The 15,800-nt window shown below is 60.3% G+C and carries 13 protein-coding genes and 1 tRNA gene; 5 read left to right on the forward strand and 9 right to left on the reverse strand.

What is annotated here, in order from left to right:
* Positions 1 to 1,371 (reverse strand): phosphatidylserine decarboxylase family protein, encoded by a 1,371-nt coding sequence (locus AB5Y59_RS16060; protein WP_048209537.1) that lies wholly within the window; start codon positions 1,369 to 1,371, stop codon positions 1 to 3.
* A 209-nt stretch (positions 1,372 to 1,580) separates the two neighbouring features.
* Positions 1,581 to 1,657: transfer RNA gene (locus AB5Y59_RS16065), tRNA-Trp, on the reverse strand.
* A gap of 202 nt (positions 1,658 to 1,859) precedes the next feature.
* Between AB5Y59_RS16065 and AB5Y59_RS16070 the strand changes: the two genes are divergently transcribed.
* The 4 genes from AB5Y59_RS16070 (at position 1,860) to AB5Y59_RS16085 (ending at position 4,788) form a co-directional block, all read left to right on the forward strand.
* On the forward strand, positions 1,860 to 2,402 hold the full coding sequence (locus AB5Y59_RS16070; protein ID WP_048209539.1) for a hypothetical protein: 543 nt from the start codon (positions 1,860 to 1,862) through the stop codon (positions 2,400 to 2,402).
* Between the two features lie 274 nt (positions 2,403 to 2,676).
* Complete coding sequence (gene pyrB, locus AB5Y59_RS16075; protein WP_048209542.1) at positions 2,677 to 3,597, forward strand: aspartate carbamoyltransferase; 921 nt, start codon at positions 2,677 to 2,679, stop codon at positions 3,595 to 3,597.
* 16 nt (positions 3,598 to 3,613) lie between these two features.
* On the forward strand, positions 3,614 to 4,078 hold the full coding sequence (pyrI, locus tag AB5Y59_RS16080; protein WP_010676006.1) for an aspartate carbamoyltransferase regulatory subunit: 465 nt from the start codon (positions 3,614 to 3,616) through the stop codon (positions 4,076 to 4,078).
* A gap of 218 nt (positions 4,079 to 4,296) precedes the next feature.
* The gene (locus tag AB5Y59_RS16085) at positions 4,297 to 4,788 is read left to right on the forward strand and encodes an arginine repressor (RefSeq protein ID WP_039039633.1); all 492 of its coding nucleotides are present in this window, start codon (positions 4,297 to 4,299) and stop codon (positions 4,786 to 4,788) included.
* 154 nt (positions 4,789 to 4,942) lie between these two features.
* On the opposite strand, the gene AB5Y59_RS16090 is transcribed toward AB5Y59_RS16085, so the two are convergent.
* The 4 genes from AB5Y59_RS16090 to arcA all read right to left on the reverse strand — a co-directional run bounded on the left by AB5Y59_RS16090 (position 4,943) and on the right by arcA (position 9,763).
* Positions 4,943 to 6,349, reverse strand: a complete 1,407-nt coding sequence (locus tag AB5Y59_RS16090; protein ID WP_010676008.1) for a YfcC family protein — start codon at positions 6,347 to 6,349, stop codon at positions 4,943 to 4,945.
* 121 nt (positions 6,350 to 6,470) lie between these two features.
* Positions 6,471 to 7,475: an ornithine carbamoyltransferase gene (gene argF, locus AB5Y59_RS16095; RefSeq protein WP_010676009.1), complete on the reverse strand. Its 1,005-nt coding sequence runs from the start codon at positions 7,473 to 7,475 to the stop codon at positions 6,471 to 6,473.
* Between the two features lie 78 nt (positions 7,476 to 7,553).
* Entirely contained in the window at positions 7,554 to 8,480 is a 927-nt protein-coding gene (locus tag AB5Y59_RS16100; RefSeq protein WP_048209544.1) for a carbamate kinase, read from the reverse strand.
* Between the two features lie 62 nt (positions 8,481 to 8,542).
* The gene (gene arcA / locus AB5Y59_RS16105; protein WP_010676011.1) at positions 8,543 to 9,763 is read right to left on the reverse strand and encodes an arginine deiminase; all 1,221 of its coding nucleotides are present in this window, start codon (positions 9,761 to 9,763) and stop codon (positions 8,543 to 8,545) included.
* Between the two features lie 746 nt (positions 9,764 to 10,509).
* Here arcA and AB5Y59_RS16110 point away from each other — a divergent pair.
* Entirely contained in the window at positions 10,510 to 10,686 is a 177-nt protein-coding gene (locus AB5Y59_RS16110; RefSeq protein ID WP_134997205.1) for a hypothetical protein, read from the forward strand.
* Positions 10,687 to 11,428: 742 nt separating this feature from the next.
* Here AB5Y59_RS16110 and AB5Y59_RS16115 read toward each other — a convergent pair.
* The 3 genes from AB5Y59_RS16115 to mglA are packed head-to-tail and all read right to left on the reverse strand — an operon-like array spanning position 11,429 to position 15,766.
* Entirely contained in the window at positions 11,429 to 13,162 is a 1,734-nt protein-coding gene (locus AB5Y59_RS16115) for a methyl-accepting chemotaxis protein (protein WP_010676013.1), read from the reverse strand.
* 57 nt (positions 13,163 to 13,219) lie between these two features.
* The gene (gene mglC / locus AB5Y59_RS16120) at positions 13,220 to 14,230 is read right to left on the reverse strand and encodes a galactose/methyl galactoside ABC transporter permease MglC (protein ID WP_010676014.1); all 1,011 of its coding nucleotides are present in this window, start codon (positions 14,228 to 14,230) and stop codon (positions 13,220 to 13,222) included.
* Positions 14,231 to 14,245: 15 nt separating this feature from the next.
* The gene (gene mglA, locus AB5Y59_RS16125; protein WP_010676015.1) at positions 14,246 to 15,766 is read right to left on the reverse strand and encodes a galactose/methyl galactoside ABC transporter ATP-binding protein MglA; all 1,521 of its coding nucleotides are present in this window, start codon (positions 15,764 to 15,766) and stop codon (positions 14,246 to 14,248) included.
* Positions 15,767 to 15,800: the final 34 nt, after the last annotated feature.

Below are 15,800 nucleotides of genomic sequence, written 5' to 3' on the forward strand. Positions count from 1 at the left end.
TTATTTGACCCGCGCCAGCGCCGTGTTGATCCTCAGGTTGGTCGCCTCCAGCCCCGGCTGCTGGCCGTAGAAGTCGAACGCCAGCTCGACACCGGGGCGAAACAGCAGGCAGTGGGTGGAGCCGCCGAAGTGGAACATGCCGAGCTGCTCCCCCTTCGCGATCCGCTGCCCCGGCTGCACCGTCACCTCGCAGCTCGACACCTCGGCCATCCCCACCGGCACCACGCACATCAGGCCGATTTTGGGGTTGTCCGCCTCGATGAAGATGAGTGCCCGGGTCGCCACTGCGGTGAGGAAGGGCTGGGACTGGTTCGGGGCGCTGGGGTCGGGCCCCGCCGGGCTGTCGAAACCCTGGTGGCGGTTGGCCAGGTAGTAGCTGCCGTTGACCACCTTGACCGAGCGCACCGTGCCGCTCACCGGGCTGTGCCAGCGGTGATAGCTGAGGGCGCTGAGGAAGGCCTGATAGAGGGTGCCCCCCTCGAACGCGGCGGCGCGCGGGTCGAAGTCCAGCAGGTTGTCCAGGGAATAGGGCTGCCCCTTGAGCCAGAACGCGTCCTGCCGCTGTACCCCGGTCACCACCTGCAGCGGGGCCGATTCGCAGGCGTTGGCGATCACGCTGTCATCGTCCGGGGCCGTCACCGGCCGCACGCCGGGGCAGAAGCGGCGGGTGAAGAAGTCGTCCCAGCTGGCGAAGCCCTCGTATTCCTCTCCCGGCGCGGTGTGGAAGATCCCCTCGAAGCGCTCTGGGGTGGGGTTGTCGCCGGCCCCGAGCGCCCCCTGCGCCACCTTGACCATCTCCCGTTTCGCCACGTCACCCAGCCAGGGGACGATCAGGGTCTGGCGATCCAGGGGGCTCACCGACTCCGTCAGCACATAACGGGACGCGGGACTTTGCAGGAAGTCGGCCCAGTAGCCGAGGATTTTGCGCAGTTGCTGGTTCACCAGCGCATTGGCAAAGAAGTCGTACCCGGCAGCCGTCGCCATGGGCCAGTTGAGCAGGGCATTGATGGGGAATCCGATCAGCCCGGCGGGCTCCTGGGTCTGCACATCCTGATAGGCTTCCGGGGCCGTGGTCATGATGCCGTTGAGCAACTGCAGGAACTCATCGAAGCTGCGCACCTGGACCTGACCGAGCGGCGTGCTGTGCTCATGCTGCCACGCCTCGTCAAACATCCCCTGGGCCTGCTGATGCAGGAGGGGATCCTGCTCCACCAGCGCCTTCAATCCGGCGATCGGGGCCACCAGCGGGCGAGGCTGGCGGGTGACCGCCTGACGCAGCCGCTGTACCCAGCGCGCCACATGGGCCTGATCCCGGGGGACCCAGCCACCGGCATGGGCATGGGGGTGACGCGTATCCACTGCCTTGTTCATCGCTCTCTCCTTGTTGAAGCGCCTTGGGCCCGCCGGATGCGATGCGCCTGAAGGCGCCATCTGGCAGGAAGCAAGGTGTAGCACAGGGGAAAAGCGGCCTCCATTGACAGAAATGGCAGCGGCGAAGCGGAGAAAAAGAGGCTAACGGAGGCGGTGGCAAACGCCGCAAATGCGAAAGGCCAGCTCAATGAGCTGGCTTTTCTGAAAAATGGCAGGGGCGGCAGGACTCGAACCCGCAACCATCGGTTTTGGAGACCGCTGTTCTACCAATTGGAACTACGCCCCTGCAACAAACGAGGCGTAGTATACAAAGCGGAGGTCAAAGGTAAAGGCTTTTTTTCTCACTTTCGATGCGATCGAACAAATGACGAGCAGATCCCCGCAATTCCAACAAGGAGCGGGGGTAAGCTGCTGTATTTGCAGCCCCGACGGGGTAGGAATGGGACACAAATGGGGGTAGGGTGAAACCAGGCTCAGGGAGGCTGCCCATGCTCAATTACCGACTGCTGCAACAGCTTGCGCCCCTCAACTTCCGGGATGAGCGCAAGACGGAGACCCTGGCCGACTATCTGGACAGAGTCTCTCCCCTGGTGCCCTCCATTCCCTCCAATGTGCTCGCCCAGTGGATTTACCGTCATTGGCGCGGTTTTGAATCCAACTGGAGCTTTATCGATCTCGCCAGCCACCAGTTCGAGTGCGAGCACTGGCCCACCGCGCAGATTATCGAGCAGATAGACTCCCGCCACATGGAGGTGATCGATCGCTGGGGCGAGATGCTGCGCAGCAACCGCTACGTGCGCCGCTCCTGGCTCGGCGATGACATGCTGCACCGGGGCACCTGGTCCGAGCCTGTCATCGTCCTCGCCACCGCCCCGGGAACCTGCTACCCGGACGGTCACCCCCTGCCCCATCCCTACTGCCTGCTGGAGGGGCACCACAGGCTCGGCTACCTGCGCAGCATGGCCGCCGATGGCGCCCCCTTGCAGGCGCAACACGCACTCTGGATTTGTCGACCCGTTCGCGGTACTTAAACGTTTTTCTGGGCAAATCCTGCCTCTGAAATAAATTTTTGACAATTCAAAAACCAGCCCTATAATCGGTGCGGTTTTGAAAAAGGTCGGGACAGGACAATGCCGTTTTTGATGAAAAAAGCAGCCTTGCAGACGGGTGGAGCGCACCAGAGCGGCCCCGTTGTTTCCGGTTCCCGTCCCACAGATCCCCCGTTTTTTTTGAAAAGAGCCCCTGTTTCAGGGGCTTTTTTTTGTGCCGGAAAAACCTTCATTGATGCCAAAGGGAATGCAGACGATGACCAATCCACTCTATAACAAACACGTCATCTCCATCTCGGATCTGACCCGGTCCGACATGGAACTGGTGGTCGCCACCGCACAGCGGTTGAAGGCCGAACCCGACAGCCGCCTGCTGAAAGACAAGCTGGTCGCCAGTTGCTTCTTCGAAGCCTCCACCCGCACCCGTCTCTCCTTCGAGACCGCGGTCCAGCGCCTGGGCGGCAACGTCATCGGCTTCGCCGACGGCGGCAACACCAGCGCCAAGAAGGGTGAGACTCTGGCCGACTCCATCAAGATCATCGGCTCCTACACCGATGCGGTGGTGATGCGCCACCCGAAGGAAGGGGCAGCCCGTCTGGCCTCCGAGTTCTCCCGGGTGCCGGTCATCAACGGCGGTGACGGCTCCAACCAGCATCCCACCCAGACCCTGCTCGACCTCTTCTCCATCCACGAGACCCAAGGCAAGCTGGACGGCCTCAACGTCGCCTTCGTCGGTGACCTGAAGTACGGCCGCACCGTCCACTCCCTGGCCCAGGCCCTGAGCCTGTTCAACTGCCGCTTCTTCTTCATCTCGCCGGAGGCGCTGGCCATGCCGGACTACCTCTGCGAGGAGCTGGAAGAGAAGGGCATCCGCTTCAGCGTGCACGAGACCATGGAAGAGGTGATGCCGGAGCTCGACATCCTCTACATGACCCGCGTCCAGAAGGAGCGCTTCGACGAGACCGAGTACAAGCACATGGCCGCCAAGTTCGTGCTGGAGCTGGCGACTCTGGAAGGGGCCAAGCCCACCATGAAGATCCTCCATCCCCTGCCCCGGGTTGACGAGATCGAGGTCGCCGTCGACAAGACCCCCCACGCCTACTACTTCCAGCAGGCAGAGAACGGGGTCTATGCCCGCCAGGCACTGCTGGCACTGGTACTGAACGAAACCGTCTAAGGGAAAGGGGAACATCATGTCCGAGAAGAACCAACTGCAAGTCGAAGCCATCCGCCACGGCTCCGTCATCGACCACGTCCCCGCCGGCCAGGGCATCAAGATCCTCAAGCTGTTCCAGCTGATCGAGACCCAGGAGCGGATCACCGTCGGCTTCAACCTCAAATCCGGCGCCCTCGGCAAGAAGGATCTCATCAAGATCGAGAACACCCGTCTGACCGAGCAGCAGGCCAACCAGCTCGCCCTGTTCGCCCCCAAGGCCACCGTCAACATCATCGAAGACTTCGTGGTGGTGAAGAAGCACCAGCTGGCGCTGCCGGAGTTCATCGAAGGGGTCTTCCACTGCCCCAACTCCAACTGCATCTCCCACAACGAACCGGTGGAGAGCTACTTCCGGGTGCGCGAGGTGAAAGGGGCGGTGCGGATGAAGTGCAAATACTGCGAGAAGTCCTTCACCCAGGACATCGTCAGCGAACGCTACTGATTTCCTGCCGACAAAAGATATCCATGTGGGCCCCATTGGGCCCATTTTTGAACCCTGTCACATCACTTATTCCCCCTTTGGTTATAATTTGCCATCCCGTAATGGATATACCTCGCTCATCCCCTGCTTGAGTGCTCCTCATTAGTGTTTTTCGCTATGAAAAGCCGGAACGACAGACTGGGCGAGACCGCCATCGCTCATCGCCAAAGGAAGTCGCCATGGTCAACACCCTCAGCCGCCCAGCAGAACCAGAGTCCGACCTGGCCCAGCTCGACGCCTGCCGCCAGATCATCGGCCAGCACTGTTACAGCACCCAGGAGGAGATCCGCCGCGAGCTCTCCGCCCGCGGTTTTGCGGACATCAGCCAGTCCACCATCTCCCGCCTGCTGCGCCGTCTCGGGGTCGCCAAGGCCCAGAACGCCAACGGCAAGAAGGTCTACACCCTGGTGGACGAGCAGCTAGAGCCCGCCGGCAGCACCCGCTCCATCCACGACATGGTGCGCGCCGTGGTCCACAACCAGCAGATGGTGCTGGTGCATACCACCCCGGGGGCCGCAACCGTGGTGGCTCGCCTGCTGGATCGCAACGCCAATCCCGAGATCCTGGGGGCCGTGGCCGGCAACGACGTGGTACTGATCGCCCCGCGCCACATCAGCCGAACCCGCCAGGCTCACGCTGCCGTGGTGCGCACCCTGGAAAACGCCCGCTGACCCCTGCTGGATGCCAGAAGGCGACCCCGGGGTCGCCTTTTTGTTGCCCGCGCGGCAAGGAGTCAGACCACGGGAGAGGCCGGGCGCCCCGCCTTGCCTGCCATAAAAAACGGGAGCCCCAGGCTCCCGTTGTTGTCCCTATGTCTGTCGGCATTCATGCCAGCACGGCGCCCAGGCTCAGGCAGAGCACGATCAGCACGGTCAGCATGCCGAGCAGCGGGGCCACCCACTTCAGCCAGCGCACATAGGGCACCTTGGCAATGGCCAGCCCCCCCATGACCACGGCGGAGGTCGGGGTCACCAGGTTCACCAGGCCGGAAGCGGACTGGTAGGCGGTGACCACCAGCTCACGGCCCACGTTGGCGAAGTCGGCGAGCGGCGCCATGATCGGCATGGTCAGCACCGCCAGACCGGAGGAAGAGGGCACCAGGAAGGAGAGCACCACTTCCAGCACGAACATCACGTTGATGAAGACGATGGTGGAGAGGCCGGTCACTATCCCCTCTGCACTGTGCAAAATGGTGTGGGTGATCATGCCGTTGTCCATCACCACCACGATACCGCGGGCGATACCGATGATGAGGGCCACACCGAGCAGATCGCGGGCACCGTCGATGAAGTTGGAGGTCAGCTCCTCCTCGCTCATGCGGGAGATGACACCGACGATGATGGCGGCAGCCAGGAACACGCCGGAGATCTGCGCCATCCACCAGCCCAGCACGGCCACCCCGTAGATCATCACGGCGAAGGCGGCGACGAAGATGCCCAGCACGATCTTGCGGGTGGTGGTGAACTCCAGCATCTGGTCGCTCTTGTTGCCAAGGAAGTGGGCACGGTTCTCTTCCCACTTGTCGGCCACCAGGGACTTGCTGGGATCGCTTCGCACCATCTTGGCGTAACGCATCACATAGGCCACGCAGATCAGCCAGCCGGCCACCAGCATGGCGACCCGCAACCAGATGCCGTCGGTGAAGGAGATGCCGGCCGCGTTGGCGGCGATCACGGTGGCGAACGGGTTGATGGTGGAACCGAGAGTACCGATACCGGCTCCCAGCAGCACGGTCGCGGCAGCCACGACAGGGTCGAAGCGGGCGGCCATCATCACCGGCACCAGCAGGGTGTAGAACGGCAGGGACTCTTCCGCCATGCCGTAGATGGTACCCCCTGCGGCGAACAGCGCCATCAGGATGGGGATCATCCACTCTTCACGGCCACGCAGGCGATCGGTGACGCGCTCGATACCGGCATCGATGGCACCTGTCTTGGTCACGATGCCAAGGAAGCCACCGATGATCAGGATGAAGAGGGAGACGTCGATGGCGCCAGCCTCATAGGTGTCGTGGTTGTAGAGACCGTCGATGGGTGCCAGCAGCACGTCGACGATCCCCTGGGGATTGGCATCCACCAGTTTGTAGGTACCGGCCACCGGCACTTCCTTGCCGAGGGCCTCGTTCATGGTCATCTCGTATTTGCCGGCCGGCACTATCCAGCTCAGGGCGGCCACCAGGGCGATCAGCACAAACAGTATCGTGTAGGCTGACGGGAACTTGAATTTGGTCATGGTCCAGCTTCCTTCTGTGGGTGTGGTATCCATGCAGGCTGCGGGTCGTAGGGTTGGAGGTATTATGCCGCTGTCACATGGTTGAAAAGCCGGGGGTCACCCCCCGGCACCACTGACGACCTTAGTCGCCCAGCGTAGCAACCATCACTGCCTTGATGGTGTGCATCCGGTTTTCGGCCTCATCGAAGACGATGCTGTGCTCTGATTCGAACACGTCCTCGGTCACTTCCAGGCCCTTCATGCCATATTTGTCGGCCACTTCCTTGCCCATGGTGGTCTCATCGTTGTGGAACGCCGGCAGGCAGTGCATGAACTTCACATCCGGGTTCTTGGTCGCGTTGATGACATCCATGTTGACCTGATACGGGGTCATCAGTTTCACCCGCTGATCCCAGGCTTCCTTCGCTTCACCCATGGAGACCCAGACGTCGGTGTAGAGGAAGTCGGCACCCAGCACACCCTCTTTCACGTCTTCGGTCAGGTGGATGCGCGCACCGGTCTCTTCGGCGATGAGGCGGCAGGTGGCAACCAGCTCCTCTTCCGGCCAGAAGGCTTTCGGCGCCACCAGACGGATGTCCATGCCCATCTTGGCGGCACCCACCATCAGGGAGTTGCCCATGTTGTTGCGGGCGTCACCCAGGTAGGCGAACTTGATCTGATCCAGACGTTTGCCCTTGCCGTGCTCCAGCATGGTCATGAAGTCCGCCAGGATCTGGGTCGGGTGGAATTCGTTGGTCAGGCCGTTCCAGACCGGCACACCGGCGTGGGCCCCCAGCTCTTCGACGATCTCCTGGCCATAGCCGCGGTATTCGATGCCGTCATACATGCGGCCCAGCACCCGGGCGGTGTCCTTCATGGACTCCTTGTGACCGATTTGGGAACCGCTCGGGCCGAGGTAGGAGACCTGGGCGCCCTGGTCGAAGGCCGCCACTTCGAACGCACAGCGGGTGCGGGTGGAGGTCTTCTCGAAGATCAGGGCAATGTTCTTGCCGACCAGATGCTTGCGCTCATAGCCACCGTATTTGGCTTTCTTCAGGTCGATGGCCAGATCGATCATGTATTGGATTTCGCGTGGGGTGAAGTCCAGCAGTTTCAGGAAGTTACGGTTACGCAGATTAAAAGCCATGATGAGTTCTCTCTATATTTGTTCAGACCAATTTGGCAGTGTCATTGACTACGCAGTTGTTCAGACCAGAGCCTTGGCTCAGGCATTGACGGTATTGGTGGCGACGATGTTGGTGCCGGCTTCCCCCTTGAGGATGGCGAGGCCATCTTCCAGGGAGCCGATGCCGACCATGCCGCCGGTCGCCTTGACGAATTCGCAGGAGGCTTCGACCTTGGGCCCCATGGAGCCGGCATCGAACTTGACGCCAGCCAGCTCGTCCGGGCTGGTGACCCGCAGCGGACGCTGGGTCGGTTTGCCCCAGTCCAGGTAGACGGCATCGGCATCGGTCAGGATCAGCAGGGCGTCGGCCTTGATCTGCTTGGCCAGGTAGGCGGCAGACATGTCCTTGTCGATGACGGCTTCGATGCCGGTCAGGCTCTGGCCATCCCAGGTCACCGGGATGCCACCACCACCGGTACAGATGATGAGGTGGCCCTGGGCGATCAGGGTTTCGATGGCGTCGCCTTCGACGATGCGCTGGGGCAGCGGGGACGGCACCACGCGGCGGAAGAACTTGCCGTCTGCCTTGACCGACCACTGCTTCTCGGCAGCCAGGGCGCGGGCCTCCACTTCTTCATAAACCGGGCCGATAAACTTGGTCGGGTTGGCAAACGCCGGATCTTGCGGGTCGACCTGCACCTGGGTCAGCAGGGCGGTGACGTTGCGGCTCGGCATCAGGTTCTTCAACTCCTGGATCAGCATGTAGCCGATCATGCCCTGGGACTCGGCACCCAGCACATCCAGGGGATAGGGGGAGACCTTGGTGTAGGCGCTGTTTTGCAGGGCCAGCAGGCCGACTTGCGGGCCGTTGCCGTGCACCAGCACCACGTTGTAATCCTCGGCGATGCGGGCGATGGTCTTGGCGGCGGTGGCGATGTTCTTGCGCTGGATGTCGGCTTCCAGAGGTTCACCGCGGCGGAGCAGGGCATTGCCCCCCAGGGCGACGACGACAGTTGGTTTTTTCATGGGTGTTACTCTCGAATTCGTGTGTGTGTGGCGCCAGCCTCTGCCGGCGCCACGCCGTCTTGTCAGATGCCGTCACGTTCCATCGGGCAGCTCATGCAGCGGGCGCCGCCGCGACCACGTCCCAGCTCTTCACCCGGGATGGGCAGCACAGTGATGCCGGCCTTGTCGTACTTCTCGTTGGTGTAGGTGTTGCGCTCGTAACCCACCACCACGCCGGGGCGCACGGTCAACACGTTGTTGGCGTCGTTCCACTGCTCCCGCTCGGCCTCGAAGCTGTCGCCGCCGGTGGTGATGAGCCTGAGCTGATCCACCCCCAGCGCCTTCTCGATGGCGGTCACGAAGTAACCCTCTTCCTTGATGTTCATCCCGGTGGCACCGCCCGGGGTCAGGCTCCAGCAGTTCACATCCTTGCGGATGACTTCCGGATAGACGGAGAAGGTGTCGACATCCATGTGGGTCATGACGGTGTCGAGGTGCATGCAGCTGCGGTGTTTCGGCAGCTCCATGGCGATGACCTGCTTGGCCTGACCGTGCTTGAACAGGCTGCGGGCCAGGTGCTCCACCCCTTGTGGCGTGGTGCGCTCGGACATGCCGATGAGCACGGCGCCACGGCCGATGACCAGGACGTCGCCCCCTTCGATGGTGGAGTTGTCGTAGTCGCGCTCCTCGTCACCGAAGTACTTGATGAACTCCTGACCGGCAAACTGCGGGTGCCAGCGGTAGATGGCCTTCACGTGGTTGGTCTCGCGACGACGGGCGGCCTTGGCCATGGGGTTGATGGAGACGCCGCCATAGACCCAGCAGGAGGTATCGCGGGTGAAGAGGTGGTTGGGCAGCGGTTCGATGATGAAATCGGTCGGGGCATGCATGCCGACCACCATGTTGACGCCGCTGTAGGGCATCTCGGAGTAGGTGAGGCCGCCGGAGAGGATGCGGGCCAGCTCGCGGTGAGGCATGTCCGCCAGGAAGCAGCGCACGTCGTTGGCCAGGGCAGTGCCGAGGCGATAGTCGGAGACCTGGTGTTGCAGCAGCCAGGCTTTGGCTTCCGGCACGTCCAGGGTTTCCGCCAGCAGATTGGTCAGGAGGAAGACTTCGACATTCTGATCGCGCAGTACCTGAGCGAATTTGTCGTGCTCCTGACCGGCACGTTCCACGGACAGGACGTCGTCAAACAGCAGATCCTGGCAGTTGGAAGGGGTCAGACGCTTCAGACTGAGGTTGGGGCGGTGCAACATGACACGGCGCAACTGGCCAACTTCAGAACCTACATAAAATTTGCTCATGATGATATTCCGTCTAGCAGTGGTCCCTGCGAGTGATTGAATAGATTCCTTCTATTCAGGCTCGTGGCTAAGGCGGGATATTCTTTATGTAGGGTACTCGGCTTGTGTTCTATCCTGCCCTTGCCTTTCGACGCAGAGATTAGGTCTGGCAACTCCACCAAACTTGGACATTGATCACATTCACCCGAGACTGCATAAATTCAGAAGTTAATTTATGATGGAGTTTACATATCTGACATTTCCCTCACCCTCCATCCGGCATAAATACGCAATAAAGCCCCAATATATTCCACAAAGAACGCAATTTCATTCATCCATGATATCCATAAATGGATAGCCATAAATAAAAAACATCAAACAAATCATTACATTAAAATCAAAACGCTCATTTTTTGAATAAAGTTCACCCACCTTTGAATTTATCCTCGCTTATCATCCCGTTTGCTCTCACATAAATAATCACCTGCTCCTTTATCGCTGAATAATCCATCTCTTGTCCCAGATCATGGCGGCCCGTCCGGGCCAGATGGCGAGCCTCATCGCCAAGTCGTGTGCACTATCTCTTTTATATGGATATGCATTTTGCACGCATCCTGATGGCGACTTTTTCACCGACCGGAGTGCAACCGGGATTCAAAGTTTTTTCATTAGTTGAATTTTTTCAGTCACCTTGCGCCGATTTCGGGTTCGCCTTAACTCAAAAAGTGATGCTTGTCACATTCGTTCCCGTCACCAAGGAGATAACCATGAAGATCCCGTCGCTGTTTCTGCTCGTCGCCCTGGTCCTGCCCATGACACCGGCTCTAGTGCATGCCCAGGGAGCCCCCGCCATGCCGCTGGTGGTCTGTCACGTTGACCAGGCACCCCAGATGCTGGTACCCGCCTACCTATGCCAATGGCACGGTGGCAGCCAGCATCCCTGACCCTCTCGCCCAAGGGGAGGCGAGCTCCTCTTGGGTCATCCCCGCTTTACCTCCTTTATCTCCTGAATGGGATCCGGACCACGCCACCAGCATCATGCCCATTGCCCTCCTCCACCCTCATCTGCGATCGACACTGACCGGCCTCCCCGGATTCTGAACCGCAGTTAAACGCCTTGTGAGACATTCGCCATCGACTGCGTAAGCAAAGCACCAATAAAATTCTCGCCATAGTCGGAAGATGCGCGTGAAAAAACAGCATGAGAGATCATTAAAACCATGATTTTAAAAAAGATAACTTCACTATCCTTTCGCGGGAAACCAGTTTGAAAAAAACGTTTTTCAGCATGTCATTGTCGCCCTGCGCGAAATCCTTATAGTTACTCCTGCACGGACGCAATGAAGTCGGTCAGGAAGACTGGCTGCCAGGGTTGGGCAAATGGACTCACCACAGGATGTGGTAAAGGACACCTCCCAGGACGGAGAAAGTGCGACGGGAACGGATGACTCGTCAGGCCATGATGGCTAAAGGACACCCCAAAGGATTGGGAAGGGGAAACCTAAAGGAAGAGGTATAGTCAGGGATTGCAGGGAGCAACTTCGTTCAAGGATATGAGCGATAAGACTATCGGGGGCGACGCAAGTCGCCCCCATCTTTTTTGGGCCTTTTTCACGTCTGCCCGCTGATGGGTCACCCCGGCCACGATATTGCTGGCCAGGGTACCCGGGACTCGCCCAGCCGGCGCTATTCCAGCCGGAAGTGCCCCACTATCTCCCGCAGCCTGTCATAGGTGCGCTGCATGGCGTTCGAGCTGTCCACGGTGCGCTCGCCATTCCCCTTGAGCTGGGTGATCACCTCGGCGATGGCACTCATGTTGCGATTGATCTCCTCGGCAACGGCACTCTGCTCCTCCGCGGCCGTGGCGATATGGCTGATGAGATCGTTGATCTCCACCACTTCTCCTGCCATCAGATCCAGTGACGCATTCACCTTGCTGGTGTTTTCCGCCGCATCCTGGCAACTCTGCCGGGTGTTGCCCATGGCGGCCACCACGGTCTGGGTGCCCCGTTGCAGCCGGGTCAGCATGGTCTGGATCTCGGCAGTGCTCTTCTGGGTGCGTCCCGCCAGAGAGCGCACTTCGTCCGCCACCACCGCAAACCCCCGCCCCTGCTCACCAGCCCGGGCCGCCTCGATGGCGGCGTTGAGGGCCAGCAAGTTGGTCTGCTCTGCGATGCCACCGATGACCCCGAGAATCGAGCCTATCTGCTGCACATCCTGCTGCATGGCTTCGATGGAGTGTGCCGTGGTCTCCACCTCCGTCACCAGCGCAGTGACGCTGGCCATGGCCTGATCCACCACCTGACGCGACTGGTTGGCCAGTTGCTGGCTCTGGCCGGTCAGCTGGGCAGTATTGGCCGCGCTCTCCGATACCGAGACGGCAGTACGGCTCATCTCGTTGATGGCGGTGACCACCTGTTCGGTCTCCCGCACATGCTCCGCCAGCAGGCCCTGGGCTGACCCCGTCTGCCTCGCCAATGCCGATATCCCTTCATTGAGCTGGCCACTCGCTTGTCTCACCTCCCCCATCATGCCCTGCAACTGCTCGATGAAACGGTTGATGCCCGCCGAGATCTGGCCGAGATCATCCTTGCTGGTTACCGTGAGCCGGCGGGTCAGATCCCCATTGCCCTGGGAGAGCTCCTGCACCAGGTCGCGCAGGGAGAGGATGGGTCTATAGGCCAGGTTGAGGGCCACCATGGAGAGGGCCAGTACCAGCGCCGCCACCCCGAGCAGGGCCAGGGTGATCTTGCCGTTGAGCGCCTGGGTCATGGCCCGGATATAGTCGAGATCCACATAACCGGTCAGGGTCCACTCGCTGCCGCGAATATCCAGCTTGTTGGGGCGGCTCTCGCTCTCTCCCTGGGGCTTGCTGCTGTAGAGCACCTGTCCCTGACTGTCGGTGAGGGAGAAGTAACGCCCTTCCCCGCTTACCTTGGTCAGCAGCGTCTTGAACTCGCTCATGTCGAGGTAGTAGAGGTAGGCGGAGTCGGCACCGCGCGGCACCAGGATGGAGATGACGGGTTTGCCGTCCAGCTGCTCCAGCGGGCTGACGGTGATCTGGTTGTTGGCGGCGGGGATCAGCTTGCGCAGGGCGTCAACCCTGGCCTTGTCGTCGATGACCCCGTTCGCGTCGAATGCCATGTCGCCAATGAGCTTGACGATGTTGTGAAAGCCGGTCTCCTGCAGCGCCTTCTTGACGCTGGTCACCCCGAGGTTGAGGTTGGCGGCCAGCAGCACCTTCTGGTTGATGTCACCCGCCAGCTTCTCCCTGACCAGGGTGATCTGCTCGTTGATGTTCTGGGTGGCCTGGGTGCGGATGTAGCCGCTGATGAAGTGGTTGACGCTGAACCAGGCGGTACCGATGGTGACCAGAATGGCGAGCAGCAGCAGCACGTTGATTTTGACTTTGAATGCCATGGTATGGGTCCCTCCAAAGAGAAAGGGCCGGGATGACCCGGCCCTCCCTGCCAATGCTTACTTCTTCTTGGCGTACTTCATGGAGTCCAGGGCTACCGCCAGGATGATGATGCCGCCCTTGATGATGAACTGCCAGTAAGGGCTGACACCGATGTAGGTCAAACCATAGTTGATCAGCGTGAAGATAAGTACGCCGGTGATCACACCCGCGACAGTTCCCACACCGCCGGCAAACGAAACGCCCCCCACCACGCAGGCCGCGATGGCATCCAGCTCATACATGAAGCCGAGGTTGTTGGTGGCACTGCCGATCCGCCCCGCTTCCAGCATGCCGCCGAAGGCGTAGAAGACACCGGCCAGGGCATAGATGACCACCAGGTTGACAGCGACGTTGACGCCGGACACCTTGGCCGCTTCCGGGTTGCCGCCGATGGCGAAGATGTTCTTGCCAAAGCGGGTCTTGTTCCACAGCACCCAGACGAAGACGCTGGCGATGGCCGCATAGAAGGTCAGGTACGAGAGCTTGAACCCGCCAATCCGGATGAAGCCCTGCGCAAAGTTGGAGAAGCGAGGATCAAACCCGGCTACCGGGGAAGCCCCCACGGAGTCGAAATAGAGGGAGTTGATGCCGTAGACGATGATCATGGTGCCCAGGGTGGTGATGAAGGGCGTCACGTTCAGGTAGGCGACGATCAGGCCGTTGACCAGACCAATCAGGGCCCCCACCACGCACACCAGCAGGATCACCGCCGGAATGGGCACCTCCCCCAGGGTGGGGAAGACCTTGTTGACGTTGGTCAGGGCCTGCAGCATGGTGGCCGCGATCAGCGCTGCCAGGCCGACCTGGCGACCGGCCGACAGGTCAGTACCCTGGGTTATGATGATGCCCGCCACCCCGAGGGCGATGATGACCCGTACCGAGGACTGGGTCAGGATGTTGCTGAGGTTGGTGAGGCTGAGGAAGGAGGGCTCCTTGATCACGATGATCATGAGCAACACCAGCAACACCACATAGATGCCGTTCTCTTTGAGCGCCTGCATCAGATTGAAATTTTTAGCCGACTCCATAATGTCTTCCTGTCTTTATAGGTACAGAGATGCCAGGCGCAGGATCTCGCTCTGGTCAGTTTCTTTGGTGTTGACGATCCCCGCGACCCGGCCATTGCTCATGACCATGATGCGGTCCGTGATGCCGAGCAGTTCGGGCATTTCGGAGGAGATGATGACGATGCCCTTGTCCTTCTTCGCCAGCTCCAGGATGAGCTGGTAGATCTCGAACTTGGCGCCGACGTCGATACCCCGGGTCGGTTCATCCAGCATCAGGATCTCGGGCTGGGTCAGCAGCCAGCGACCGATGATCACCTTCTGCTGGTTGCCACCGGAGAGGGAGCCGATCTGGGTCTGCTGGGTCGGTGTCTTGACCCGCATGGAGTCGATGACCCACTGGGTATCGCTCTTCATCTTGTTGTCGCTGAGCAGCCCCATGGATCCCTTGTAGTTGTCCATGTTGGCGATCAGGGAGTTGAAGGCGATGTCGAGGCGTGAATAGATCCCGGTGGAGCGGCGCTCCTCGGTCACCAGGGCGAAGCCGTTCTGGATCGCCTCGTGGGCGTTGTGGTTCGCCACCTCTTTGCCGTGCAGCTTGATGGTCCCTTCGCTGCGATCGCGGATGCCGAACAGGGTCTCCACGATGTCGGTGCGCTTGGCCCCCACCAGACCGGCGATGCCGAGGATCTCCCCCTTGTGCAGGTTGAAGGTCACGTCCTTGATGGAAGGCTGGTTCTTGGCCGTCAGGTGCTCGACCTCGAGGATCACCTCTTTGGGCTGGTTGGTTTTTTCCGGGAAGCGCTGGGTGAGCTCGCGGCCGACCATCATGCCGATGATCTGATCCATGGTCATGCCCTTGAGGGGCTGGGTCGCCACCCACTGGCCATCCCGCAATATGGTGATCTCGTCACAGAGCTGGAAGATCTCTTCCATCTTGTGGGAGATGTAGACGATGCCGCACCCCTTCTCCTTGAGCTTGTTGATGATCTTGAAGAGGTGGTTGACCTCTTTCTCGGTCAGGGAGGAGGTGGGTTCGTCCATGATGACGATCTTGGCGTCATAGGAGAATGCCTTGGCAATCTCGATCATCTGCATCTGGGAAACCGACAGGGTGCCGACCTTGACCCTGGGGTCGATGTCGATGTCCAGCTCCTCGAAGATATGCTTGGTGTCCTGATACATCTTGCCGTGGTCGACAAACAGTCCCTTGGTGGGATAGCGGCCGAGCCACATGTTGTCCATCACGGTGCGTTGCAGTACCAGGTTCAGCTCCTGATGCACCATGGAAACGCCATTCTCCAGCGCCTCTTTGGACGAGGTGAAGTTGATCTCCTGTCCCTTGAAGAAGATCTTGCCCTGATCCTTCTCGTAGATGCCGAACAGGCACTTGAGCAGCGTGGACTTCCCTGCGCCATTCTCGCCCATCAACGCATGCACAGAATGAGGACGGACCCGTAAATTGACATTATCGAGTGCCTTGACGCCAGGAAAGCTCTTACTGACGTCAATCATCTCCAACAGCCATTCTGATTGTTGCCGTGTTGTCATATCAGCCATCACATCTGGTTGAAAAGAGGGCAAGGGGATCTCC

It is taken from the genome of Aeromonas sp. s10 (assembly GCF_040907975.1).
GTDB classification, from domain to species: Bacteria; Pseudomonadota; Gammaproteobacteria; order Enterobacterales; family Aeromonadaceae; genus Aeromonas; species Aeromonas caviae.